Source organism: Streptomyces sp. NPDC046465, assembly GCF_040646035.1.
Classification (GTDB): domain Bacteria; phylum Actinomycetota; class Actinomycetes; order Streptomycetales; family Streptomycetaceae; genus Streptomyces.
Genome location: NZ_JBEYZK010000001.1, coordinates 24,719 through 49,254, shown reverse-complemented (window position 1 = coordinate 49,254; position 24,536 = coordinate 24,719). Strand labels below are relative to the sequence as shown.

Below are 24,536 nucleotides of genomic sequence, written 5' to 3'. Positions count from 1 at the left end.
GGACGGGGCATTTCTCAAGCGTGACCCATTTGTTTCGCCGAAGTTAACCGACGCGGCCGCGTGACGGGGCTCACAGCGGTGGTCAGGGGCTCCGTTCGGCGCCGCCCGGCCACCCCGGCCGCCCCTGTGGGAGAAGGGGCGCAGTACCTTTGACGGGTGGACAAGAGGCAAGCAATCGGATCGTGGCTGTCCGGCCCGCGCGCGGCCGCCGAGGACGCCGGCGTCGACTTCGGGTACCGGGGCCAGCAGCTCGGCCTGCCCGAGGAGGGGCCGGGAGCGATCGCTCGCCCCGGCCGCCGCATCGGCGCCCTCGCCGTCGACTGGGGTCTGTGCATGCTCATCGCATACGGCCTGTTCGCCGGTGGTGACCAGCAGGCGATGGGCAACTGGGCCCTCGGGATCTTCTTCGTCGTGAGCGTGCTGACCGTCGGCACGGTCGGCTGCACCCCGGGCAAGGCCCTCTTCCGCCTGCGCGTCATCGCGGAGGGCGGCGGCCGGCTCGGCGCGGGCTGGGTCCTGGTCCGCAGCATCCTGCTGTGCCTCGTCATCCCGGCCCTGATCTGGGACCGCGACGGCCGCGGCCTGCACGACCGCCTCTCCCGCGCCATTCAGGTACGGATCTAATACCCCTTTCGCGGGATGCGGGATGCGGGATGCGGGATGCGGGATGCACTCGTACTGAGCGGTCCGGACCGCCTTGACGGGGATACGGCGCCCTCCGGCCAGCCCTCCAATGCCCTACGGGCAGCAGCGGCCTGCCTTCCTCTACAGGGCCGCTGGCTGAGATGGCCTACGCGAACCGGCCCCGCCCATGAAAAATCCCTCCCGTCGGAAGACGGGAGGGAGAAGCGATGCCGCCGCGGAGGCCGCGGAACGGGGTACTACATCTTCGGGCCGCCGCGAGGCATCCGCATGCCCTTCGGCATGGGGCCCTTTGGCAACGGCATATTGGACATAAGGTCACCCATCGCCCGCAAACGGTCATTCGTTGCGGTGACCTGCGGGCCCGTGAGGACTCGCGGGAGCTTCAGGAGCGTCGTGCGCAGCTTCTTCAGGGAGACCGTGTCGTCGGTGGTGCCGACGATGACGTCGTGCACCGGGACGTCAGCCACGATGCGCGCCATCTTCCGCTTCTCGGCGGCCAGCAGGCCCTTCACCCGGTTCGGGTTTCCCTCGGCGACCAGGACGATGCCTGCCTTGCCGACGGTGCGGTGCACCACGTCCTGGCTGCGGTTCATCGCGACCGCGGGGGTGGTCGTCCAGCCGCGGCCGATCTTGTCGAGCACCGCGGCCGCCGCACCGGGCTGGCCTTCCATCTGCCCGAAGGCGGCGCGCTCGGCCCTGCGTCCGAAGACGATCGCCATCGCGAGGAAGGCGAGCAGGAAACCGAGAATGCCCGCGTAGATCGGGTGGCCGATCAAGAAGCCGATCGCGAGGAAGACACCAAAGGTGACGATTCCCACAGCCGCGATGATCAGGCCGATTTTGGAGTCGGCCCGCCGGGTCATCTTGTAGGTCAGAGCGATCTGCTTGAGTCGCCCTGGCTCCGCGGCCGAGTCCGCCGCGGTGGATTCCTTCCTCGCCATGCGGTGAAGTCTACGTGGCTCCGCGGGCGACTACGACGTGCGGGTGGTCACGGCCTCTTCGAGTACGCGCAATGCGTCGACCCGGTCCTTGGCGCGGCGCCGGTCCTCGAGGACGGAAGTCCAGGCATTGCGCCGTGCGGTGCGCTGGCCGCCGCTCAACAGCAGCGACTCGACGGCACGCAGGGCTACGGAGACGGACGGGATCGCGGTGGCGCGAACGGGCGCGGCCTGCATGATGGGGCCCTCCTGTGGAGCGGCTCGGGGTGGGGGAGCGGCTATGGGTAAGGCTGTACGTGCGGTAGTACCAGGGTCACTGATTGGTGTTACCAGGGCGTGTCCAGACGGTCAAACACCGATGAAACCCTGACGCCGGGCCCCAAAACGCTGACGCGGCCCGTACACCCCCGTCACCTGCGGGATCGTGCGGACCGCGTCGTTGCGGCTTCTACCAGCGGGTAGTTCCTTGTGCGCGGATTCACACAGTGCGTGCGCGTCCGGCATGTGCCGCCGTCACCGGCGAGGCGCAGGCTTACGCCGGCGTCAGAGCGCCTGCGAGGCCACGTACGCGCCCCGCTTCTCGATCGCCATCTGGTACAGGCGGCCGGCCCGGTACGAGGAGCGGACCAGCGGGCCCGACATGACGCCCGAGAAGCCGATCTGCTCGGCCTCGTCCTTCAGCTCCACGAACTCGGCGGGCTTCACCCAGCGCTCGACGGGGTGGTGGCGCGGCGTGGGGCGCAGGTACTGGGTGATCGTGACGAGCTCGGTGCCCGCCTCGTGCAGCTGGCGCAGCGCCTCGCTGACCTCTTCGCGGGTCTCGCCCATGCCCAGGATCAGGTTGGACTTGGTGACCAGGCCGGCCTCGCGGGCCTTGGTGATGACCTCGAGAGAGCGCTCGTACCGGAAGCCGGGGCGGATCCGCTTGAAGATGCGCGGAACCGTCTCGACGTTGTGCCCGAGGACCTCGGGGCGGGACGAGAAGACCTCGGCCAGCTGGTCGGGATCGGCGTTGAAGTCCGGGATGAGCAGCTCGACCTTGGTGTAGCCCTCGGCGCGCTCCGCCGTCATCGCGTGGATCTGGCGCACGGTCTCCGCGTACAGCCAGGCGCCGCCGTCCTCCAGGTCGTCGCGGGCGACGCCGGTGATCGTGGCGTAGTTCAGGTCCATCGTGACGACGGACTCGCCGACGCGGCGCGGCTCGTCGCGGTCGAGGGCCTGCGGCTTGCCGGTGTCGATCTGGCAGAAGTCGCAGCGCCGCGTGCACTGGTCGCCGCCGATGAGGAACGTGGCCTCGCGGTCTTCCCAGCACTCGTAGATGTTCGGACAGCCCGCCTCCTGGCAGACCGTGTGCAGCCCCTCGCTCTTCACGAGTTTCTGCAGGGCGTTGTACTCGGGGCCCATTTTCGCCCGGGTCTTGATCCACTCGGGCTTGCGCTCGATGGGGGTCTGGGCGTTCCGGACCTCCAGGCGCAGCATCTTGCGTCCGTCGGGTGCGACTGCGGACACATCGGCTCCCTGTTAGCTGGCGTAAAAAAACTTCGATTCAGCGGCGCACACCAGGGTACGCCCGTGATGTCGTTGGGCTTACTACCGGCCAACCTCTGGCCAAAGGGGTGCATTCCCCGGGGCGGAGGTCAATCCGGAGCTCTATCCGGAGCTCTATGCGGAGGCCGGCTCGGAGACCGGTTCCGCGGCCCGCTCCCCGCTCGCCGCAGGCTTTTCGACGAGACGCGGCTTGAGTTCCGCGTTCTCCAGCACGTCGCGCAGGTGCCGCTCGGCGACGGGCAGCACGTCGGCGATGGTGATCTCGCGGTCCAGCTCGTACGAGAGGGACGTCACGCCCGCGTCGCGGATGCCGCACGGGATGATCCGGTCGAACCAGGTGTTGTCCGGGTTCACGTTCAGCGCGAAGCCGTGCATCGTGACGCCCTTGGCGACGCGGATGCCGATCGCGGCGATCTTGCGGTCCTCGCGGCGCTGGCCCGCGTTGGACGGGGCGTACTCCGGACCGTTGAACCGGGCGTCGAACTCGTCGTCCTGCAGGCGCGGGTCGAGGTCCAGGGAGAGTCCGCCGAGCGCGGGGCGCCGCTCCACCGGGTCGCCCAGGATCCACACGCCGCTGCGTCCCTCGACGCGGCTGGTCTCCAGACCGAACTCCGCACACGTACGGATAAGAGCCTCTTCCAGGCGGCGTACGTGTGCTACGACGTCGACCGGGCGGGGCAGTTTCTGGATGGGGTAACCCACCAGCTGGCCCGGCCCGTGCCAGGTGATCTTGCCGCCGCGGTCCACGTCCACGACGGGCGTGCCGTCCAGCGGACGCTCGCTGGCCGCGGTCCTGCGGCCGGCGGTGTAGACCGCCGCATGCTCCAGGAGAAGGCAGGTGTCCGGGGCCTCGTCGGCGAAGCGGGCGGCATGTACGCGGCGCTGCTCGTCCCACGCCTCTTGGTACTCCACGAAGTCCGGGCCGAAGCCCAGCCGGACGAACCGAAACTCACTCACGGCAGGTTCCTCCCTGAACGTTCACCGTGCACATATCGCGCCTCTGCCACTGTACGGGCCCCCTCCGACGGCAACCTTGACCCGGGTTCCTCACACGATCGGATGAATGCGGGGAGAAGGCGCGCTCACAGGCTGTGATGGCCGCTACATTCACGCCGTTCACGAGGCCATAAGGGCTGCTCAAGGCAGGTCCGGAAGGCAGGAGACCGCACAGCCGATGACGGAACGACCCCCGCAGCGCACCCCAAACCGCCAGCTAGCCGCGCTCATCGCGGAAGCCGGGTTCTCCAATGCGGGCCTCGCGCGCCGTGTCGACCAGCTGGGGCTCGAGCACGGTCTCGACCTGCGTTACGACAAGACATCAGTGACCCGGTGGCTGCGCGGTCAGCAGCCCAGAGGCACCACACCCGCGCTGATCGCCGAGGTCTTCACCAGACGGCTCGGGCGGCGCCTGTCCGCCCAGGACCTCGGGCTCGACGCGTGCGCCCCGGTGTACGCGGGCCTTGAGTTCGCGGCCAGCCCCGAGGAGGCCGTCGACATCGTCGGCGGACTCTGGCGCAAGGACTCCGGGAGCCATGCCGAGCTGCGGAAGATCGCGTTCACCCCGGCCGGGCTCGTGGTGCCCAGCCGGGACTGGCTCATCGGCCGCGCCGACGAACGCGTGGGGCGCGGGGAGGTCGACCCGTCCCACGTCCGCGTCCCCGCCCAGGGGCGCCCCGTACTGCCCCGGCAGCGGCAGGGCCCCGAGCGCGGCCCGGGGCAGCGGGTCAGCAACGGAGACATCGCGGCGCTGCGCTCCGTGGGCGAGCTGTTCCGCGCGCTCGACCATGCGTACGGCGGCGGGCACGCCCGGCAGGCCTTGGTCCGCTACCTGGAGCACGAGGCCGAGCCGATGCTGCGCGGCGTCTACGGGGAGCAGGCCGGGCGGCGGCTCTTCGGCGCCGCCGCCGATCTGACCCGCCTCGCGGGCTGGACCTCGTACGACATCGCGGCACACGGTCTGGCCCAGCGGTACTACGTCCAGGCGCTGCGTCTCGCACAGGCGGCGGGCGACCGGGCGTACGGCTCGTACGTCCTGGTCACGATGAGCCGTCAGGCCGTCTACCTCGGGCATGGACGCGAGGCCGTGCAGCTCGCGCGGGTCGCTCAGCAGGGCGTCGGCTCCGCGGCGCCGCACGTCGTGCAGGCCCTGCTGTACTCGGCGGAGGCGCGCGGGCACGGGGTGCTCGGCGAGGTGCGGGCCTGCACCGCGTCCCTCGCGCGGGCCGAGCGGTCCCTGGAGGCGGCCCGGCCCGGTGATGAAGTGCCGCACTGGGCGCGGTTCTTCGACGAGGCGCAATTGGCGGACGAGTTCGGACACAGCTACCGCGATCTGCAGCAGTACCGGGCCGCGGCCCAGTACGCCGAGCGCTCGCTCCAGTTGCGTGCCCCCGCCTTCGCGCGCTCCCGTCTGTTCTGCCGGGTGGTCCTCGCGACCGCGCGGCTCGGTCTCGGCGAGCTGGAGCACGCCTGCCAGCTGGGCGCGGAGGCCGCGCAGGCGGCGGGGGAGATGCGCTCCGCACGGGCCCACGAGTACGTGCGCGAATTCGAGCGGCGCCTGGAGCCGTACCGGGACGCGGGGCCGGTCCGGGGGTACCGGGACAAGATCGCGGCGCTGGGCTGACCCGGGGCCTCTCGGCCGGAAGGGACGGGACAGGGCAGGCGCCGCCGGGCAGGGGGATCCCCGCTCGGCGGCGCCTCACCTCGACGCGGGTGCGGCCCGTTCGGTGCGGGTGAGCGTGATGTCGCCTGAGTCAGGCCGCGGTGGGCAGTGACTCCTGGGCGTACGCGGGGGTGATGCCGAAGTCCGTGAGGAGGGCGTGGGCCGCGCGCCGCCCCGAGTGCAGGGCGCCCTGGACGGTGCTGGTGTCCCGGTGGTCCCCGCAGACGTAGAGCCCGGAGAGCAGGCGGACCGGGCGCCGCACGTCGTGCGGGGGCGGCATCGCGGGCACGGCCTCGCGGGTGTGGTGGACGGCGAGCCGTTCCCAGCGGTGCGTCGGGGCGCCGTAGAGCGCGGCGAGGTGGGTGCGTACGGCGTGCTCGCCGGGTGGCGGGCCGAGGATCGTCGAGGAGACCAGGACGCGGCCTGCGGGCGCGCGCGACGGGTCGACCTGGCTGATGACCGAGGTGTGGGCGACCGGGCCCGCGCGGTCGGCGTCCAGGAGCAGCGCGGCTCCATCGAGCGGCGGCTCGGACGCGGCGTGGTGGACCACCGTCACCTCGTGGAACGGCGGCACGCGCAGGCCGGGCAGGAGCTCGGCGGCGGCGCGCGCGTCGGTGGCGAGGAGGACGGCGCGGCACGGGAACTCCCCGTGCTCGGCGGTCCCGACGGAGCTCGTGGAGACCGAGGTGACGCGGACGCCGGTGCGGACCGTGCCGGGCGGCAGGGTGGCGGCGAGGAGGTCGGGCAGGGCGTCGGCGCCGCCCTCGGGCACGCAGAGGCGGCCGCGTGCGAAGGCGTGCAGGGCGAGGTCCGCGCACCGGCTCGACGTGGTCAGGCCGGGGTCGCAGAGCAGCGCGGAGAGCAGTGGGCGCAGAAAGCCGTCGATGGTGCGGGAGGGCAGTCCGCGCGCGGAGAGGGCGTCCCTGGCCGGGAGTTCGGGCCGGGTCAGGAGGCGGTCGACGGGTGTCGCGGCGAGGCGGGCCAGGGCGGTGCCGAGCCGGGCCTGGTCGAGGGGGTTGCCGAGGGGCGCGGGGCGGGGCGCCGTGCCGGGGGTGGCGCGCGCGGGGGTCAGGGCGGCCCGCGCGGGGCCGAGGGGAGCGCTCGCGAGGGCGCGCGCTGTGGTGAGTGCGCCCCTCGCGCTCCGTCCGGGCTGGGGTTCGGCGGCACGGTGGTGCCGCCCGTCGCTGTGCACCAGGAGGCCTGGGGCGAAGGGGCGCAGCACGAGGGAGTCGAGTCCCGGGGTGCGGCGCAGTTCGGGGTACGAGGTGGTGAGGAGCTGCCCGATCCGGTCGAGCCGGAATCCGTCGACCTTCTCGGTCGACATCCGGCCACCGACGTAAGGGGCGGCCTCCAGGACCACGGTCGTTACACCGGCGCTGGTCAGCCGATGCGCTGCCGAGAGCCCGGCGGCCCCGGCTCCCACGATGACGACATCCGCATGGTGCGCAGGCTCTGGCACGTGCCCCTCCCGAGGTCGCGCGGCTGATGGGGGGCTGATGCCCCCGACAGCGTTCTGGAATACCCGAGTTCGGCACGAGGGTAGGAGCGGTTCCGGTCAGCGGCAGTCGCGCATGCACCGGGCACGGTCGCACATAGGTCGCACACGGGTCGCACGCAGACGGCACGGCGAGCAGGCGGCGGAGGCGGACCCCCGCTTCCGGGCAGGGGCGTACGCCGGGGACCGCCCCAGTGGCACCCGCCCCCCGCCGCAGCCCCCCGCCGCAGCCCCCCCGCCGCAGCCCCCCGGCGGCCGCTCCCCCGGCGGCCCGCGCCGCCCGCGCTCAGCCCCCGCCCCTCGGCCGGTTCACTTCAGCGCCGACCGGATCGCCTCCTCGATCCCGGGAAACGCGAAGGTGAAGCCCGACTCCAGGAGCCGCGTCGGCAGCACCCGCTGGCTGCCGAGGACGTCCCCCGCCATCTCGCCGAGCACGACACGCAGCGCGGGCGCCGGGGCGGGGAAGAGCGTGGGGCGGTGCAGGACCCGCCCCATCGCGGCCGTCACCTCACGGTTGGTGAGCGGATCGGGCGCCGTGAGGTTGACCGGGCCCGACAGCGACTCCGTGTCGATGAGGTGGCGCAGCGCGGCCACCTCGTCGTGCAGGGAGATGTAGCTCCAGAACTGCCTGCCGTCACCGAGGCGGCCGCCGAGCCCCGCCTTGAAGAGCGGGAAGAGGCGGCCCCAGGCCCCGCCCCCGCTGCCGATCACGAGGCCGTTGCGGGCGACGACGGTCCGGATGCCCGCCTCCCGCGCGGGCGCCGTCGCCTCCTCCCACTCCACGCACAGCGACGGCAGGAACCCCGTCCCCGCCGGTGCGTTCTCGTCCACCGCGCGGCGGCCGGTGTCTCCGTAGTAGCCGATCGCACTCGCGTTCAGGAACACCCGCGGCGGCTCGTCGAGGGCGGCCGCGGCGGTGGCGAGCGCCGAGGTGCCGAGGACCCTGCTGTCCCGCAGCTCCCGCTTGTACGCGTCCGTCCAGCGGTGGTCGCCGATGCCCGCGCCCGCGAGATTGACGATCGCCGTGCAGCCGGTGAGCCCGGCCGTGTCGACGTACCCCTCCTTGGGGTCCCAGCGCACCTCGTCCTTGCTGCGCGGCGACCGGCGCACCAGGCGCACCACGTCGTGCCCGTCGGCGGCGAGCGAGCGGGTGAGCGCCGTACCGATGAGCCCGGAGGAGCCGGCCACGGCGACGCGTGACTGTGAGGTTTCCATGGGTTCCATCCTGCCCCGCGAGGCCGGAACGGCACGTCCCCCGGCCGCCGTACAGTGGCGCCATGTCGGACATGCACATACGCACCGCACGGCCCGAGGACGACGACGAGCTCGCCCGCCTCGACCGCGCCGCCTGGTCCACCCTGCACGCGGTCCAGCCCCGCCCCGAGCCCCCCTACGAGCCGTTCTTCAACGACCGCTTCGGGCCCCATGACCACCTGGTCGTCGAGTTGGACGGGCGGATCGTCGGCTATGTGAAGCTCGGCTACCCCACCCCGCTGCTCGTCAACGCGCATGTACGGCAGATCCAGGGCTTCCTCGTCGCCGAGGAGGTGCGCGGCCGGGGCATCGGCACGCGGCTGATCCGCGCGGCCATGGACGAGGCACGCCGACAGGGCGCCCGACGCATCACCCTGCGGGTCCTTGGGCACAACACTCCAGCCCGGAAGCTCTACGAGTCCGAGGGGTTCGTCATCGAGGGCGTACTGCCCGGCGAGTTCCTGATCGGCGGCGCGTACGTCGACGACGTCCTCATGGGCCGCCCGCTCTGAACGGGCGGGCCCTCTGAGCTTCCATGACCTTCCACGGGCGCGTACGCCTCCCCGGCGTGCCGCACCCGACGGACCGGCCCGGCGTGCGGGGGCACCGTGCGCGTAGGAGCGTGAAGAGATGATCAGGGCTGAGGCCAGACGGCGCGACGCGGAGCAGCGCGACTGGCTGCTGCGTGGGACGCCGCCCCCGGCCTGGGTGCGCTGGCCCCCGCCGCTGCTCCTGCTCGCGATCTTCCTCGTTCAGCTGATCACCCCGAAGACGGTCGACCTCAGCTTCCTGGTCGCGGCCGTGCCGCCGCTTGCCGCCCTCTCGTACGGGCCCGCCGCCACCGCCGTGGTCGGCGGCGCCGTGATCGTGCTGCTCTCCCTGCCGACCTTCGGCCTCGGCCACCCGGGCAACAGCGACGAGCTCACGATCAGCTTCGTCGCGCTGCTCAGCGTCGTCTTCGCGTGGGTGCGCAGCCGCCGCGAGGCCCAGCTCGTGACGGTCCGCACGGTCGCGGAGGCGGCCCAGTTCGCGGTCCTGCCCCCGCTGCAGGAGTGGGTCGGCAGGGTGCGGTGCGCGGGCCTGTACGAGGCGGCGCAGCACGAGTCCCTTGTCGGCGGCGACTTCTTCGACGTACGCCGGGGGCCTCATGGGGTGCGTGCCCTCGTCGGCGATGTGCAGGGGCACGGGCTCGCGGCGGTCGGAACGGTCGCCGCGCTGCTCGGCGCGTTCCGCGAGGCGGTCCTCGACAAGCCGGACCTCGTGGGGGTCGCCGCCCAGCTCGACCGCAGGCTCGTGATCGACTCGGCGGGCCAGGAGCACGCGGAACTGTTCGCGACGGCGGTGCTCCTCGAGTTCCCCGACGACGCCTCCGTGGTGCGCGTCGTCTCCTGCGGCCACCCGCCGCCCCTGCTCCTGCGCGGCTCCGAGGTCACCGAGCTGGACGTGCCGTCGGGACCGCCCCTCGGCCTCGGCATCGCGGGCCTCGCCCCGCCCGAGGAGCTGACGGTTCCGCTGCTCGGCGGCGACCGCCTGCTCGGCCTGACCGACGGCGTGAGCGAGGCACGGGACGAGCTCGGCGCGTTCTATCCGCTGGTCGACAGGATCGTCGGCATGCTCAAGACGGACGCGGCGCTCCTGGACGACCCGGGAGGGCTCGCGGAGCGGGTGTGGCGGGACGTCGTCGGCTACGCGGGGCGGGTGCGGGACGACGTGACGCTGATGGTGTTCGCGCCGGGGCCGTACGGGCATCCGGAGCCGGAGCCGGAGCGGCAGCCGGATGCCTCCGAAGACCCGAAGGCCCCGTAGAACCCTACGGCCGCGTCAGCACGTCCATTCCGCCCATGAGCTGTCGCAGGCACCGCACCGCGAGGTCCGCGGGGGAGCCGGGGCCCGTGACCTCGGCGTCCGTCTCCGCCCAGGTCTCCAGGGCGATCCGGATCGCGTCCGTGGCCGCCGCCGCGGCGAGGCGGACCGCCAGGGGCTGTGCGGTTCCGGCCCCGAGTCCTTTGAGCCCCGCGAGCCCCGCGAGCTCCGCGACGACCGGGCGCAGCTTGTCCTCGGACTCCTGGTTCACGCGGTACCAGACCGCCCGTAGCGCCGGGTCGTCGGCGGCCGCGCGGAGCAGGCCGCGGGCCTGGTGAAGTCCGGCCGCGGCGGCCTCGTCCGGCGCCGATAGCGCCTCGGAGACCGCGCTGCGCAGGGCGTCGGGCAGCTCCGCACCCGGCTCGCTCGCGGCAAGGAGCGCACGCCAGCGATCCCCTCCGACGGCGAGCAGCGGCGCCACCGCGTCCTGCTTGCTGCGGAAGTAGCGGTAGAAGGTGCGCAGCGCGACCCCGGCCCGGCCCGCGATGGCCTCGGCCGTGGTGCCGTCGGTCCCGTGCGCGGTGAAGAGCTCGGCGGCGGCGTGCGCGATCTCCAGCTGGGTGGCCAGCTTGCGGCGCTCCGTGAGGGAGAGGGGCGGCGGGGTGGTGTTCACGGTCGCAGCCTACGCCGAGTGTGACGACCGGGCACGTTATGTCGTGGTGGCACAACGTGCCACTCAGGCGTAACGTGTGAGGCGTAACCGCGTCCGTTGTGAAAGTGGGAGAACGCCATGCAGAGCCCCGTGCAGACCCTGAACCGTTACGAGGGGCGCCGCGCCCTGGTCACCGGCGCCGGGTCCGGCATCGGCCAGGCGACCGTGCTGCGCATGCTGGCCGAGGGCGGCACGGTGGCCGCCGCCGACGTCAGCGAGGACGGTCTGCGGGACACCGTCGCCAAGGCCGGTGCCGCCGCGGAGCGCCTCACCACCGTCGTCGTGAACATCGCCGACGAGGCCTCGGTCCGTGCGGGCGTCGCCGCCGCCACCGCCGCGCTCGGCGGCCTGGACGTCCTGGTGAACGCCGCGGGCATCCTGCGCTCCTCGCACACCCACGAGACCACCCTCGACGCCTTCAACCAGGTCATGGCCGTCAACCTCACCGGCACCTTCCTGATGATCCGTGAGGCGATCCCGGCGCTGCTGCGGGGCGAGGGCGCGGCCGTCGTCAACTTCAGCTCGACGTCCGCGATGTTCGCCCACCCGTACATGGCGGCATACGCGGCGAGCAAGGGCGGCATCCAGTCCATGACGCACGCCCTCGCCGCCGAGTACGGCAAGCAGGGCATCCGCTTCACCGCCGTGCAGCCCGGCTCCATCTCCTCCGGGATGACGGACGGCTCCGGCGCCAGCAGGCAGAGCGTCGGCCCCGGCCTGCCCGAGGACGCCGACATGAGCCTCTTCGTGAAGCTCGCTCCCGCGCTCGGTCAGGGCTTCGCCGGGCCGGAGACCGTCGCCTCCGTCGTCGCGATGCTCGCCTCTGACGACGGCCGGTTCATCACCGGCACGGAGATCCGCATCGACGGCGGCACGCACTTCTGAGCCGCGGACGGGGGTCTGTAGGCGGAGACGTCACTCGCCCATGAAACGGGCCCAGAGCTTCGGATAGCTCCGTGCGAGGAGCGCTTCGTCCTCGAAGTCGACCGGTGTGCCGGTCGGCTCCGGTGGGGCCGGGGAGAGGCCCAGGTCGGGGGTGACGTCGCCGGTGAGCTGCTCGTACGCCTCGTCCGCCGCGTAGCCGAGCTCCTCGCCGTCCCCGTCGAGCTCCTCGTCGAAGTCGTCCAGGAGGTCGGCGAGCGCGTCCGGGTCGTGCACGGCGCCCTCGAAGACCTCCCGGCCCTGCCCGATCAGCCAGCACCGGAAGTAGTCGAAGGCGTCGTCGCTCGCGCCCCCGAGCAGCACCGACGCCGCGCCCCACAGGTCCCAGCGGTAGGCGCGGTTGTAGCGGGCCTCGAAGTGGCGGGCGAAGTCGAGGACGGAGTCCGGGTCGGACTGCAGCAGTCTTTCGACGAGCAGCTCGGCGTGGTCCTCGGGGTCGCCGCCGGCGGCCTCACGGGTGCGGTCCACGATCTCCCAGAACTCCGTCTCGTCCATCACGGGTCCAGCATCGGTCCTGGAGGGTGGGGGCGCACGCGGAGTGCGCCGGAATGCGGCTGTCTCGTTATGCGTGCACATGCCCGTGGAAAAACCGACAGGAGTTGTCGGCATTCGGTGGAAGCCTCAAGGACATGGAGACCAACCAGCCCCTGAGCCACGACCTCACCGGAAAGACCGCCCTCGTCGCGGGCGCCACCCGCGGCGCGGGCCGCGCCATGGCCGTCGAGCTCGGCCGCGCGGGCGCCACCGTGTACGTGACAGGCCGGACCACCCGCGAGCACGTCAGCGAGACCGGCCGCGCCACCGAGACCATCGAGGAGACCGCCGAACTGGTCGACGCCGCGGGAGGCAAGGGCGTCGCCGTCCCCACCGACCACCTGGAACCCGGACAGGTCCGCGCCCTCGTCGAGCGCATCGACCGCGAGCGGGGGCGCCTGGACATCCTGGTCAACGACATCTGGGGCGGCGACCGGCACGTCGAGTGGGACAGGAAGATGTGGGAGCACGACCTCGACAAAGGGCTGCGCATCCTGCGCCTCGGCATCGAGACCCACATCGTCACCAGCCGGTACGCGCTGCCGCTGCTCATCAGGAACCCCGGCGGCCTGGTCGTCGAGGTCACCGACGGAACGGCCGAGTACAACGGCCCCAACTACCGCAAGCCCTTCTACTACGACCTCGCCAAGGCGGCCCCGCTGCGCATGGCCCGCGGCCTCGCCGAGGAGGTGAAGGAGTACGGGTGCACGGCGCTCTGCCTGACCCCCGGCTGGCTGCGCTCCGAGGCCATGCTCGACACGTACTTCAAGGTGACCGAGGAGAATTGGCTGGCGGGCACCGCGCAGAACCCGCACTTCGCGATCTCCGAGACGCCCGCGTTCGTGGGCCGCGCGCTCGTCGCCCTCGCCGCCGACCCCGACGTGGCCCGCCACAATGGCGCGTCCCTCTCCAGCGGCGGCCTCGCCGGGGAGTACGGCTTCACGGACGTGGACGGCTCGGCGCCGGACGCCTGGCGGTATCTGACGGAGGTCGACCAGGAGAGCAAGACCGCCGACGTCACGGGCTACCGCTAGAGCGTGTCCGGCGCGCGGCATCATGGGCGCATGCGCGCTGCCCGCCTCATCAAGATGGTGCTCCTGCTCCAGGCCCGGCCTGCCATGACCGCGGCCGAGCTCGCCGCCGAGCTCGAGGTCTCCGAGCGGACCATCACCCGGGACGCGCAGGCGCTCTCGGAGGCGGGCGTCCCGGTCTACGCCGACCGGGGGCGGACCGGCGGCTACCGCCTCATCGGCGGCTACCGCACGCGGCTGACCGGGCTCGGACGCAGCGAGGCCGAGGCGCTGTTCCTCTCCGGAGTGCCGGGCGCGCTGCGGGAGATGGGCCTCCAGGACGCGGCGTCGGCGGCCCGCCTGAAGGTGTCGGCGGCGCTGCTGCCCTCCCTGCGCGACGCCTCGCAGAACGCCTCGCAGCGGTTCCACCTGGACGCGCCGGGGTGGTTCAAGGAGATCCCCGCGCCGGAGCTGCTGCCCCCGCTGGCGGACGCCGTCTGGGACGACCGGCGCGTCCTCGCCCGCTACCGGCGCGAGGACGCCGAGGTGGAGCGGGAGTTGGAGCCCTACGGGCTCGTGCTCAAGGCGGGCGTCTGGTACCTGTGCGCCCGGGTGCCCGAGACGGACGCGTTCCGCGTGTACCGCATCGACCGCTTCACCGCGGTCGACGCCGGTGCACAACGCTTCGTACGTGACGAGGAGTTCGACCTGCCGGGCTTCTGGGAGGAGCGGGCGGCCCAGTTCGCGCGGGCGATCCTGCGGGCCGAGGTCGTGGTGCGGCTCTCCGAGGCGGGCGTACGGCAGCTTCCGTACGCCGTCGACGCCGTGTCCGTGCGCGCGGCGCTTGACGAGGCGGGCGCGCCGGACGCGGCGGGCCGGGTGACGCTGACGCTGCCCGTCGAGAACGAGACGGTGGCCTACACCCAGCTCATGGCGCTCGGCCCGGAGGCGGAGGTGCTGTCCCCGCCGTCCCTGCGAGCACGCTTCACCGAGGCGTCCCGACGGATGGCCGCCCGGTATCAGTGACAAGAGCGGGCCCCCGCCCACTCCCGACGAGGAGTGGACAAGGGGCCCGCATCAAACCGAACCGAAGAACTACAGGCCGTACTTGGCCCGCGCCTCCTTGACCGCCGAGGCGGGCACCTCGCCGCGGCGGGCGAGCTGCGCCAGCGTGGCGACGACGATCGACTCCGCGTCGATGCCGAAGTGGCGGCGGGCGGCGTCGCGGGTGTCGGAGAGGCCGAAGCCGTCCGCACCGAGCGAGGAGTAGTCCTGCTCGACCCACTGCGCGATCTGGTCGGGAACCTGGCGCATGTAGTCGGAGACCGCGAGCACCGGGCCCTGGGCGCCGTCGAGCGCCGTACGGATGTAGGGCACCCGCTCCTCGCCGCGCAGGAGGGCCTCGTCGGCCTCCAGGGCATCGCGGCGCAGCTCGGTCCAGGACGTCGCGGACCACACGTCGGCGGCCACGCCCCACTCCTCGGCGAGCATCTTCTGCGCGGCGAGGGTCCAGTGGATGGCCGTGCCCGAGCCGATGAGCTGGACGCGCGAGGCATTGGCCGCGGGCGAGAGCCCGGCCGTCTCGGCCGTGTTGAAGCGGTACAGGCCCTTGATGATGCCCTCGTCGACGCCCGCGGGCTTCGCGGGCTGCGGCATCGGCTCGTTGTAGACGGTGAGGTAGTAGAAGACGTTCTGGTCCTCACCGGGAGCGGCCTCGCCGTACATGCGGCGCAGCCCCTCCTTGACGATCGCGGCGATCTCGTAGGCGAACGCCGGGTCGTACGAGAGCGCGGCGGGGTTCGTCGCGGCGATCACCGGCGAGTGGCCGTCCGCGTGCTGGAGGCCTTCGCCCGTCAGCGTCGTGCGGCCCGCGGTGGCGCCGACGAGGAAGCCGCGGCCGAGCTGGTCGCCGAGCTGCCACATCTGGTCGGCCGTGCGCTGCCAGCCGAACATCGAGTAGAAGATGTAGAAGGGGATCATCGCTTCGCCGTGCGTCGCGTACGACGACGACGCGGCGATGAAGTCCGCCATGGAACCGGCCTCGGTGATCCCCTCGTTGAGGATCTGGCCGTCCTTGGCCTCCTTGTAGTACATCAGCTGGTCGCGGTCGACCGGCTCGTACGTCTGGCCCTTCGGCGAGTAGATGCCGAGCGACGGGAAGAGCGACTCCATGCCGAAGGTGCGCGCCTCGTCGGGGACGATCGGCACCCAGCGCTTACCGGTCTGCTTGTCGCGTACGAGGTCCTTGACCAGGCGTACGAAGGCCATGGTCGTCGCCACCGACTGCGAGCCCGAGCCCTTGTCGAAGGAGGCGAAGGTCTTGTCCGCGGCGGCGGGCAGCGGGGCGAGCGGCTGCGTGCGGCGGGCCGGGGCCGGACCGCCGAGCGCCGCGCGGCGCTCCTGGAGGTAGCGGACCTCGGGGGAGTCGGCGCCCGGGTGGCCGTAGGGCACCTGGCCGTCGACGAAGTCGCTGTCCCGGATGGGCAGTTCGAGCAGGTCCCGCATGTCCTTGAACTCGTCCACCGTGAGCTTCTTCATCTGGTGGTTGGCGTTCTTGGACTCGAAGCCCTTGCCGAGGGTGAAGCCCTTGACCGTCTGCGCGAGGATCACGGTCGGCGCACCCGTGTGGGTCAGCGCCGCACGGTAGGCCGCGTAGACCTTGCGGGCCTCGTGGCCGCCGCGCGAGAGGTGGAAACACTCGCTGATCTTGTCGTCGGTGAGCAGCTTGCCCATTTCGGCGAGGGCGGGCTCGGCACCGAAGAAGTGCTCGCGGATGTAGGCGGCGTCACGCGTCGCGTACGTCTGGAACTGCGCGTCCGGCACCTCGCGCAGACGGCGGACCAGGGCGCCCGTGGTGTCGAGCTGGAAGAGCTCGTCCCAGGCGTTGCCCCACATGATCTTGATGACGTTCCAGCCGGCGCCCCGGAACTGGGCCTCCAGCTCCTGGACCACGCGGAAGTTGGCGCGGACCGGGCCGTCGAGCCGCTGTAGGTTGCAGTTGATGACGTACGTGAGGTTGTCGAGACCCTCACGCGCGGCCAGTGCGAGGGCCGCGGTCGACTCGGGCTCGTCCATCTCGCCGTCACCGAGGAACGCCCACACGTGCGAGGCGGAGACGTCCTTGATGCCGCGGTTGGTGAGGTAGCGGTTGAAGCGCGCCTGGTAGATCGCCGACAGCGGGCCGAGGCCCATGGAGACGGTCGGGAACTCCCACAGCCAGGGCAGGCGGCGCGGGTGCGGGTAGGAGGGCAGGCCGTTGCCGCCCGCCTCCTGCCGGAAGTTGTCGAGCTGCGCCTCGTTCAGACGGCCGTCGAGGAAGGCGCGGGCGTAGATGCCGGGGGAGGCATGGCCCTGGATGTAGAGCTGGTCGCCGGAGCCGTCCCCCTCCTTGCCCTTGAAGAAGTGGTTGAAGCCGGTCTCGTACAGCCAGGCCGCGGACGCGAAGGTCGCGATGTGGCCGCCGACGCCGTGCTTGGAGCCGCGGGTGACCATCGCGGCCGCGTTCCAGCGGTTCCACGCGGTGATCTTCCGCTCCATCTCCTCGTCACCGTCGATCGCCGGCTCGGCGGAGGTGGGGATGGTGTTGACGTAGTCGGTCTCGAGGAGCTTGGGCAGCGCCAGGCCCGCGCCCTCGGCGCGCTCCAGCGTGCGGCGCATCAGGTATGCGGCACGGTGCGGCCCGGCCGCCTTGGTGACGGCGTCCAGGGAGGCCTGCCATTCGGCGGTCTCCTCGGGGTCGCGGTCCGGGAGCTGGTCGAGCTCGCTCGGCTGGATTGCGGAGGGGTCGGTCATGTCGCCGCCTTCCTGAGTCGGAGGGGGTCCCCTGTTCGGTAAGGGGTGGGGTTGCCCGGTTCTTGGCAGGACAGGGCGTAAGGCGCTGTTGCGGAGTCATTTGTGTGGCTCAGCCACAGGCCCGTCGGAGACTGTAACTCCGTGATCGATGATCGATCAAAGGGTTGAAGGGGAAAACTCCTTCATCTCGAGAAAGTAGGCATCCGGTGCCAGTAAAGCGGGCACGCGGTGCCTTTGATTTGAAGGATCTACGCAGGTGGGAGCACGTTTGCAGACAGGGCGCCACGGATGAGCGTGGGCGTCACGGGCGCGGTGCGCACCCCAGGACGTGGGACTTGACCAGGTCGGCGATGGCCGGGTCACGGCGCCGGAACGCCGAGACCAGGGCCTCGTGCTCCTCCGCGTACGACTGCTGGACCGTGCCGAGCCAGCGGATGGAAAGCGCCGTGAAGACCTCGATGCCGAGGCCCTCCCAGGTGTGCAGCAGGACGGAGTTGTCCGCGGCCCGCACCAGCTCCCGGTGGAAGCCGACGGTGTGCCGCACCTGGGCCGTGCCGTCGGCGGCCCGGTCCGCCTCGTAGAGGGCCGCGACATGGGGCTCGAGGGCCGAGCAGTCCTCGGCGAGCCGCTCGGCCGCCAGCTCGGCGGCGATGGCTTCCAGACCGGCCCGGACCGGGTAGCTCTCCTCCAGGTCGGCGGCGGAAAGATTGCGAACGCGTACGCCCTTGTTGGGCGCCGACTCGATCAGCCGCAGCGTCTCCAGCTCCCGCAGCGCCTCCCGCACGGGGGTCTGGGACACCTCGAGCTCCACGGCGATCCGGCGCTCCACGATCCGCTCGCCCGGCTTCCAGCGCCCGCTGACGATCCCCTCCACGATGTGCTCGCGGATCTGTTCGCGCAGTGAGTGAACAACGGGCGCGGTCATGTGGGCTCCTCAGGCAGGGGCAGGCAGGCGCCCCAGGGCGTAGTGACCCCTAGACAATACGGCGACGCCCCCGCCCGGATAACTCCGGACGGGGGCGTACGCGCTGATGAGACGAGTGTTACAGACGCCCGGAGGCGGCTGTGACCACAGGCCGAGGACTACAGGCCGAGCTCGACCTCGAACTCGCCCGCCTCCAGGATCGCCTTGACCGCGGTCAGGTAGCGGGCGGCGTCCGCGCCGTCCACCAGACGGTGGTCGTAGGAGAGCGACAGGTACGTCATGTCCCGCACGGCGATGGTCTCGCCGAGGTCCGGGTGGTTGATGACGACCGGACGCTTCACGGTGGCACCGATGCCGAGGATCGCGGCCTGGTTCGGCGGCACGATGACCGTGTCGAACAGGGCGCCGCGCGAACCGGTGTTGGAGATCGTGAAGGTGGCGCCGGACATGTCGTCCGGGGTGAGGCCACCGCCACGGGCCTTGCCCGCGAGCTCGGCGGTCTTCTTCGAGATACCGGCGATGTTCAGGTCGCCCGCACCCTTGATGACCGGCGTCATCAGACCCTTCTCGGCGTCCACGGCGATGCCGATGTTCTCCGAGTCGAAGTACGTGATGGTGCCTTCGTCGTCGTTGATCCGGGCGTTGACGACCGGGTGGGCCTTCAGCGCCTGGGCGGCGGCCTTGACGAAGAACGGCATCGGCGAGAGCTTGACGCCCTCACGGGCCGCGAAGGAGTCCTTCGCCTTGGCGCGCAGCTTCATCAGCTTGGTGATGTCGACCTCGACGACCGAGGTCAGCTGGGCCTGCGAGTGCAGCGCCTTCATCATGTTGTCGCCGATGACCTTGCGCATGCGGGTCATCTTGACCGTCTGGCCGCGGAGGGGAGAGACCTCCAGGGCCGGAGCCTTCGACGCGGCAGCGCCCCCGGCAGAACCAGCAGCGGCGGCGGCCGGAGCCGGAGCCGACTTCTTGGCCTCGGCGGCGGCGACGACGTCCTGCTTGCGGATGCGGCCGCCGACACCGGAACCGGTGACCTCGGAGAGGTTCACGCCGTTCTCGGACGCGAGCTTACGGACCAGCGGGGTCACGTAGGCACCGTCGTCGGCCGGGGTGGCCTGGGCCGGGGCGGCGGGCGCGGCCGGAGCCGCCGGGGCGGCGGGCTGAGCCGGGGCCGGGGCGGCAGCGGCGGGCTTGGCCGGGGCGGCCGGAGCCTGCGCGGGGGCGGCCGGAGCGGCCGGCGCCGGGGCGGCCTCCTGCTTCGGGGCCTCCTGCTTGGGGGCCTCCTGCTTCGGAGCCTCCTGCTGCGCGGGGGCGGCCGGGGCCTCCTCCTTGGCCGGGGCCGCGGCGGCACCGGGCGCACCGATGACGGCGAGCTTGGCGCCGACCTCGGCGGTCTCGTCCTCACCGACGACGATCTCGAGCAGCACGCCCGCGACCGGCGAGGGAATCTCGGTGTCGACCTTGTCCGTCGAGACCTCGAGGAGGGGCTCGTCGGCCGCGACCTCCTCGCCGACCTCCTTCAGCCAACGGGTGACGGTGCCCTCGGTGACCGACTCACCGAGCGCGGGCAGGGTGACCTCGGTGCCCTCGGCGGGACCGCCGGACGGGGCGGGGGCGGCGGGCGCCTCGGCCTGGGCGGGGGCCTCCTGCTGCGGGGCCTCCTCCTGGGCGGGGGCGGCCGGGGCCTCCTCCTGCGCCGGGGCGGCCGAGCCGCCCGCGTCGCCGGAGCCGTCGTCGATGACGGCCAGCTCGGCGCCGACCTCGACGGTCTCGTCCTCAGCGACCTTGATGGACGCCAGGATGCCGGCGGCCGGGGAGGGGATCTCGGTGTCGACCTTGTCGGTCGAGACCTCGAGCAGCGGCTCGTCGGCCTCGACGCGCTCGCCTTCGGCCTTCAGCCAACGGGTGACAGTGCCCTCGGTGACGCTCTCGCCGAGCGCCGGAAGGGATACGGAAACCGCCATGGTTTCTGTTACTCCTTAACGAATTTGCGGAAAGTCTGGTCGTCGCGCCCGTGTGACTGAAGGGTCAGTCGTGGGAGTGCAGCGGCTTGCCCGCCAGGGCCAGGTGGGCCTCGCCGAGCGCCTCGTTCTGGGTCGGGTGGGCGTGGATGAGCTGGGCGACCTCGGCCGGCAGCGCTTCCCAGTTGTAGATCAGCTGGGCCTCGCCGACCTGCTCACCCATGCGGTCGCCCACCATGTGGACGCCCACCACGGCACCGTCCTTGACCTGGACGAGCTTGATCTCGCCCGCGGTCTTGAGGATCTTGCTCTTGCCGTTGCCCGCGAGGTTGTACTTGAGGGCGACGACCTTGTCCGCGCCGTAGATCTCCTTGGCCTTGGCCTCGGTGATGCCCACGGAGGCGACCTCGGGGTGGCAGTACGTCACCCGGGGCACGCCGTCGTAGTCGACCGGGACGGGCTTCTGCCCGGCCAGGCGCTCCGCCACCAGCATGCCCTCGGCGAAGCCGACGTGCGCGAGCTGGAGGGTCGGCACCAGGTCGCCCACGGCCGAGACGGTCGGAACGTTGGTCTGCATGTACTCGTCGACGAGGACGTAGCCGCGGTCCATGGCGACGCCCTGCTCCTCGTAGCCGAGGCCCTGCGAGACGGGGCCGCGGCCGATGGCGACCAGGAGGACCTCGGCCTCGAAGGTCTTGCCGTCGGCGAGGGTCACGCGGACGCCGTCCTGCGTGTACTCGGCCTTCTCGAAGAACGTGCCGAGGTTGAACTTGATGCCGCGCTTGCGGAACGCGCGCTCAAGAAGCTTGGAGCTGTTCTCGTCCTCGACGGGCACGAGGTGCTTGAGGCCCTCGATGACCGTGACGTCGGTTCCGAAGGACTTCCACGCCGAGGCGAACTCGACGCCGATGACGCCGCCGCCCAGGACGATCGCGGACTTCGGCACGCGGTCCAGGGTCAGGCCGTGGTCCGAGGAGATGATGCGGTTGCCGTCGATCTCCAGGCCCGGCAGCGACTTCGGCACGGAGCCGGTCGCGAGGAGGACGTGGCGGCCCTGGACGCGCTGTCCGTTCACGTCCACGGAGGTCGGCGACGAGAGCTTGCCCTCGCCCTCGATGTACGTCACCTTGCGGGAGGCCACAAGGCCCTGCAGGCCCTTGTAGAGGCCCGAGATCACGTCGTCCTTGTACTTGTGGACGGCCGCCATGTCGATGCCCTCGAAGGTGGCCTTCACGCCGAACTGGTCGGCCTCGCGCGCCTGGTCGGCGATCTCGCCGGCGTGCAGCAGCGCCTTCGTGGGGATGCAGCCGTTGTGCAGGCAGGTGCCGCCGAGCTTGTTCTTCTCGATCAGGGCGACGTCCAGGCCCAGCTGCGCTCCGCGCAGCGCCGCGGCGTAACCGCCGCTACCGCCGCCGAGGATCACTAGGTCGAAAACGGTGCTGGCGTCGTTCGCCACGTCACGTCCTCCATGCATGTGCGCCGTACGCCGGACCCCTTTTCGAGGGGGTCGACCGGTCGGTCGGCTGGTGTTCGGCCGCTCTTTTTTCGGCCCTGTGGTGGGGGCCCTGTCCTGCCGAGAACCCATCTTCGCACTTGTCGACGGGAGACGGGACGCCGGGCCAGGCTGTGAGACGTCTGATCCACCGTCCCGACAGGTCTCCGCTGTGTTCGAACATACGGATTTCGTCGAGGGCGAAATCGGACGGGGTCCCGGACGCGTGAGCGTCCGGGACCCCGTCCCGACGTGCTCGGATCAGACCGGGATCAGCCCAGGTCGCCCGCGGCGGTGTGCTCGGCGAGGCGGACCAGGGTGCGGACCGCGGAGCCGGTGCCGCCCTTGGGGGTGTAGCCGAAGGGGGCGCCCTCGTGGAAGGCCGGGCCCGCGATGTCCAGGTGGGCCCAGGTGATGCCCTCGCCGACGAACTCCTTCAGGAAGAGACCGGCCACCAGGCCGCCGCCCATGCGCTCGCCCATGTTGGCGATGTCGGCGGTGGGGGAGTCCATGCCCTTGCGCAGGTCGGCGGGGAGCGGCATCGGCCAGGACGGCTCGCCGACCTCCTCGGCGATCTCGTGGACCGACGTACGGAAGGCGTCGTCGTTGGACATGATGCCGAAGGTGCGGTTGCCGAGGGCCATCATCATGGCGCCGGTCAGCGTCGCCACGTCGACGATCGCGTCGGGCTGGTCCTCGGAGGCCCTGGCGATCGCGTCGGCCAGGACCAGGCGGCCCTCGGCGTCGGTGTTGAGGACCTCGACGGTCTTGCCGCTGTACATCCGCAGGACGTCGCCGGGGCGGGTCGCGGAGCCGGACGGCATGTTCTCGGCGAGCGCCAGCCAGCCGGTGACGTTCACTTCGAGGCCCAGGCGCGCGGCGCTGACGACGGCCGCGAAGACGGCGGCGGCACCGGCCATGTCGCACTTCATGGTCTCGTTGTGACCGGCGGGCTTCAGCGAGATGCCGCCCGAGTCGTACGTGATGCCCTTGCCGACGAAGGCGAGGTGCTTCTTCGCCTTGGACGACGTGTACGAGAGCTTCACCAGGCGCGGCGGGGCGTCGGAGCCCACGCCGACGCCGAGGATGCCGCCGAAGCCGCCCTTGGCGAGCGCCTTCTCGTCGAGCACCTGGACCTTGATGCCGTGCTCCTTGCCCGCGGCCTGGGCGACGGCGGCGAAGGCCTCGGGGTTCAGGTCGTTCGGCGGGGTGTTGACCAGGTCGCGGGCGCGGTTGAGCTCCTCGGCCACGGCGGTGGCGCGCTCGATCGCGGCCTTGTGCGCCTTGTCGCGGGGCTTGCCGCCGAGCAGGGCGACCTCGGCGAGCGGCGCCTTGGCGTCCTTGCCGTTCTTCTTGGGCTTGGCGTCGCCCTGGTCCTTGTAGGCGTCGAAGGAGTACGCGCCGAGGAGCGCGCCCTCCGCGACGGCGCCGAGGCCCTCGGCGTCCTCGACGGGCAGCGCGAACGCGGCCTTCTTCGAGCCGGTCAGGGCACGGGAGGCGGCACCGGCGGCGCGGCGCAGGGCGTCCGTGCCGTACGTCTCGTCCTTCTCCGGGACCTCGCCGAGACCGATCGCGACGACGACCGGGGCCTTGAATCCGGACGGCGCGGGAAGCTTCGTCACCTCACCCTCGCCGCCCGAGGCGCCGAGGGTCTCCAGGACGGACGCGAGCTTGCCGTCGTACGCCTTGTCCACGGCCTCGGCGCCGGGGGCGACGACCAGGCCCCCCTTGGATCCAGCGCCCTTCGCGACACCGACGACGATCGCGTCGGCGCGCAGGCCGGTCGCGGCGGCGGTGCTGAGAGTCAGAGCAGTCACGGTGGTGAGGTCCTCTTTCAGTGAGTTTCGGCGGGCTGTGGGGTGGTGAGCCCGTCGCGAGCCTACGCCCGTGAGCGCTGCGGTGCGCCTCACTGTGTGTGTTCGGCGCGGTGGAAGGACGGCCGGGGTTCCGCGGGGCCGGGGCGTCAGCCGAGCGCGAGCACCACGAGCGAGGCGGTCGCCGCCGTCTCCGCGAGCCCGCCGAACACGTCTCCGGTGACCCCGCCGAACCGCCGTACGCAGTGCCGGAGCAGCAACTCCGCGGCGCCGATGGCGAGCACGACGGCCGCGGCGCCCCGTACGGCGTCGGCCGCCCCGAGCGGCACGCTCACGGCCGCCGCCCCGCACACGACGACGGCGGCGACACCGAGCGCGCGGCCGCGCGGGACGACCCCGGCGACGGCGGCGCCGAGCCCCTCGGGGCGGGCCGGGGGCACTCCGTCGCGCGCGGCCAGGGTGAGGGCGAGGCGCGCCGCGGTCGCCGAGACGACGGCGGCGACGGCGCCGCGGAGCCAGGACGCCTCGTACAGCTGGAAGAGCACGGCGACCTGGGCGAGCAGCACGAAGAGCAGGGTGATGACGCCGAAGGGGCCGATGTCGGACTGCTTCATGATGCGCAGCGCGTCGTCGGCGGGCTTGGCGCTGCCGAGGCCGTCGGCGGTGTCGGCGAGGCCGTCGAGGTGCAGGCCGCGGGTGAGGGCGGCCGGTACGGCGGCGGTCGCGACGGCGGCGAGCAGCGGGCCCGCGCCGAGCAGCGTCAGCGCCCCGCCGAGCGCCGCGGCGCAGAGCCCGGTCACCAGACCGGCGAGGGGAGCGCACTGCATGCCGCCGCGCGCGGCCTCGCGGTCCCAGCGGGTGACCCGGACGGGGAGCGCGGTGAGGGTGCCGAAGGCGAAACGTATGCCGTCGGCGGGGGAGGTTCTGGACACCGCGGCAGGCTACCCCGGCGGAACCGGCCGCCCTGCGGATCACTCTTCAGGGACGGAGGATGGGCGCATGAACGACTGGT

Annotated in this window: 21 protein-coding genes; 7 read left to right on the top strand and 14 right to left on the bottom strand. The window is 72.0% G+C overall.

Features of this window, described 5'->3' with window-relative positions; genetic code table 11:
• The first annotated feature begins 156 nt into the window (after window positions 1-156).
• On the top strand, window positions 157-624 hold the full coding sequence (locus tag ABZ953_RS00225; RefSeq protein ID WP_361714168.1) for an RDD family protein: 468 nt from the start codon (window positions 157-159) through the stop codon (window positions 622-624).
• 257 nt (window positions 625-881) lie between these two features.
• Here the strand turns inward: ABZ953_RS00225 and ABZ953_RS00220 are convergent, their stop codons facing one another.
• From ABZ953_RS00220 to lipB, 4 genes are all read right to left on the bottom strand, one after another.
• Window positions 882-1,586, bottom strand: a complete 705-nt coding sequence (locus ABZ953_RS00220) for a DUF4191 domain-containing protein (RefSeq protein ID WP_361714165.1) — start codon at window positions 1,584-1,586, stop codon at window positions 882-884.
• 30 nt (window positions 1,587-1,616) lie between these two features.
• Entirely contained in the window at window positions 1,617-1,820 is a 204-nt protein-coding gene (locus ABZ953_RS00215) for a hypothetical protein (protein WP_361714162.1), read from the bottom strand.
• Between the two features lie 306 nt (window positions 1,821-2,126).
• Window positions 2,127-3,092, bottom strand: a complete 966-nt coding sequence (locus ABZ953_RS00210; RefSeq protein WP_361714159.1) for a lipoyl synthase — start codon at window positions 3,090-3,092, stop codon at window positions 2,127-2,129.
• Between the two features lie 153 nt (window positions 3,093-3,245).
• Window positions 3,246-4,088 carry a lipoyl(octanoyl) transferase LipB gene (gene lipB, locus ABZ953_RS00205; protein WP_361714156.1) on the bottom strand — a complete coding sequence of 281 codons (843 nt, stop codon included), beginning with the start codon at window positions 4,086-4,088 and terminating at the stop codon, window positions 3,246-3,248.
• A gap of 217 nt (window positions 4,089-4,305) precedes the next feature.
• Here lipB and ABZ953_RS00200 point away from each other — a divergent pair, with 217 nt between their 5' ends.
• Window positions 4,306-5,751: a regulator gene (locus ABZ953_RS00200; protein WP_361714153.1), complete on the top strand. Its 1,446-nt coding sequence runs from the start codon at window positions 4,306-4,308 to the stop codon at window positions 5,749-5,751.
• A 130-nt stretch (window positions 5,752-5,881) separates the two neighbouring features.
• On the opposite strand, the gene ABZ953_RS00195 is transcribed toward ABZ953_RS00200, so the two are convergent.
• The gene (locus ABZ953_RS00195; RefSeq protein WP_361714150.1) at window positions 5,882-7,249 is read right to left on the bottom strand and encodes an NAD(P)/FAD-dependent oxidoreductase; all 1,368 of its coding nucleotides are present in this window, start codon (window positions 7,247-7,249) and stop codon (window positions 5,882-5,884) included.
• 345 nt (window positions 7,250-7,594) lie between these two features.
• On the bottom strand, window positions 7,595-8,509 hold the full coding sequence (locus tag ABZ953_RS00190) for a TIGR01777 family oxidoreductase (protein WP_361714147.1): 915 nt from the start codon (window positions 8,507-8,509) through the stop codon (window positions 7,595-7,597).
• 53 nt (window positions 8,510-8,562) lie between these two features.
• Here ABZ953_RS00190 and ABZ953_RS00185 point away from each other — a divergent pair, with 53 nt between their 5' ends.
• Together ABZ953_RS00185 and ABZ953_RS00180 are read left to right on the top strand one after the other, a co-directional pair.
• A complete protein-coding gene (locus ABZ953_RS00185) occupies window positions 8,563-9,051 on the top strand; it encodes a GNAT family N-acetyltransferase (RefSeq protein WP_361714144.1) in 489 nt (162 codons plus the stop codon).
• Between the two features lie 118 nt (window positions 9,052-9,169).
• Window positions 9,170-10,345, top strand: a complete 1,176-nt coding sequence (locus tag ABZ953_RS00180; RefSeq protein ID WP_361714141.1) for a PP2C family protein-serine/threonine phosphatase — start codon at window positions 9,170-9,172, stop codon at window positions 10,343-10,345.
• 4 nt (window positions 10,346-10,349) lie between these two features.
• Here ABZ953_RS00180 and ABZ953_RS00175 read toward each other — a convergent pair whose 3' ends face one another.
• Complete coding sequence (locus ABZ953_RS00175; RefSeq protein WP_361714138.1) at window positions 10,350-11,015, bottom strand: TetR family transcriptional regulator; 666 nt, start codon at window positions 11,013-11,015, stop codon at window positions 10,350-10,352.
• Window positions 11,016-11,132: 117 nt separating this feature from the next.
• Between ABZ953_RS00175 and ABZ953_RS00170 the strand changes: the two genes are divergently transcribed.
• The gene (locus tag ABZ953_RS00170) at window positions 11,133-11,939 is read left to right on the top strand and encodes an SDR family oxidoreductase (RefSeq protein ID WP_361714136.1); all 807 of its coding nucleotides are present in this window, start codon (window positions 11,133-11,135) and stop codon (window positions 11,937-11,939) included.
• Between the two features lie 30 nt (window positions 11,940-11,969).
• Here ABZ953_RS00170 and ABZ953_RS00165 read toward each other — a convergent pair whose 3' ends face one another.
• Window positions 11,970-12,491, bottom strand: a complete 522-nt coding sequence (locus tag ABZ953_RS00165; protein ID WP_361715565.1) for a DUF4240 domain-containing protein — start codon at window positions 12,489-12,491, stop codon at window positions 11,970-11,972.
• 134 nt (window positions 12,492-12,625) lie between these two features.
• Between ABZ953_RS00165 and ABZ953_RS00160 the strand changes: the two genes are divergently transcribed.
• Both ABZ953_RS00160 and ABZ953_RS00155 read left to right on the top strand, forming a co-directional pair.
• On the top strand, window positions 12,626-13,564 hold the full coding sequence (locus ABZ953_RS00160; RefSeq protein WP_361714133.1) for an SDR family oxidoreductase: 939 nt from the start codon (window positions 12,626-12,628) through the stop codon (window positions 13,562-13,564).
• Between the two features lie 30 nt (window positions 13,565-13,594).
• Window positions 13,595-14,566 carry a WYL domain-containing protein gene (locus ABZ953_RS00155; protein ID WP_361714130.1) on the top strand — a complete coding sequence of 324 codons (972 nt, stop codon included), beginning with the start codon at window positions 13,595-13,597 and terminating at the stop codon, window positions 14,564-14,566.
• 69 nt (window positions 14,567-14,635) lie between these two features.
• On the opposite strand, the gene aceE is transcribed toward ABZ953_RS00155, so the two are convergent.
• The 6 genes from aceE to ABZ953_RS00125 form a co-directional block, all read right to left on the bottom strand.
• Window positions 14,636-17,332 (bottom strand): pyruvate dehydrogenase (acetyl-transferring), homodimeric type, encoded by a 2,697-nt coding sequence (aceE, locus tag ABZ953_RS00150; protein ID WP_361714127.1) that lies wholly within the window; start codon window positions 17,330-17,332, stop codon window positions 14,636-14,638.
• A gap of 301 nt (window positions 17,333-17,633) precedes the next feature.
• On the bottom strand, window positions 17,634-18,257 hold the full coding sequence (locus tag ABZ953_RS00145; protein WP_361714124.1) for a GntR family transcriptional regulator: 624 nt from the start codon (window positions 18,255-18,257) through the stop codon (window positions 17,634-17,636).
• A 158-nt stretch (window positions 18,258-18,415) separates the two neighbouring features.
• Window positions 18,416-20,221, bottom strand: coding sequence for a 2-oxoglutarate dehydrogenase, E2 component, dihydrolipoamide succinyltransferase (gene sucB / locus ABZ953_RS00140; RefSeq protein ID WP_361714121.1), 1,806 nt, complete (start codon window positions 20,219-20,221; stop codon window positions 18,416-18,418).
• 64 nt (window positions 20,222-20,285) lie between these two features.
• Window positions 20,286-21,674 carry a dihydrolipoyl dehydrogenase gene (gene lpdA, locus ABZ953_RS00135; protein ID WP_361714119.1) on the bottom strand — a complete coding sequence of 463 codons (1,389 nt, stop codon included), beginning with the start codon at window positions 21,672-21,674 and terminating at the stop codon, window positions 20,286-20,288.
• Window positions 21,675-21,982: 308 nt separating this feature from the next.
• Window positions 21,983-23,527, bottom strand: coding sequence for a leucyl aminopeptidase (locus ABZ953_RS00130; RefSeq protein WP_361714116.1), 1,545 nt, complete (start codon window positions 23,525-23,527; stop codon window positions 21,983-21,985).
• Window positions 23,528-23,673: 146 nt separating this feature from the next.
• Entirely contained in the window at window positions 23,674-24,456 is a 783-nt protein-coding gene (locus ABZ953_RS00125; protein WP_361714113.1) for an adenosylcobinamide-GDP ribazoletransferase, read from the bottom strand.
• Between the last annotated feature and the right edge of the window lie 80 nt (window positions 24,457-24,536).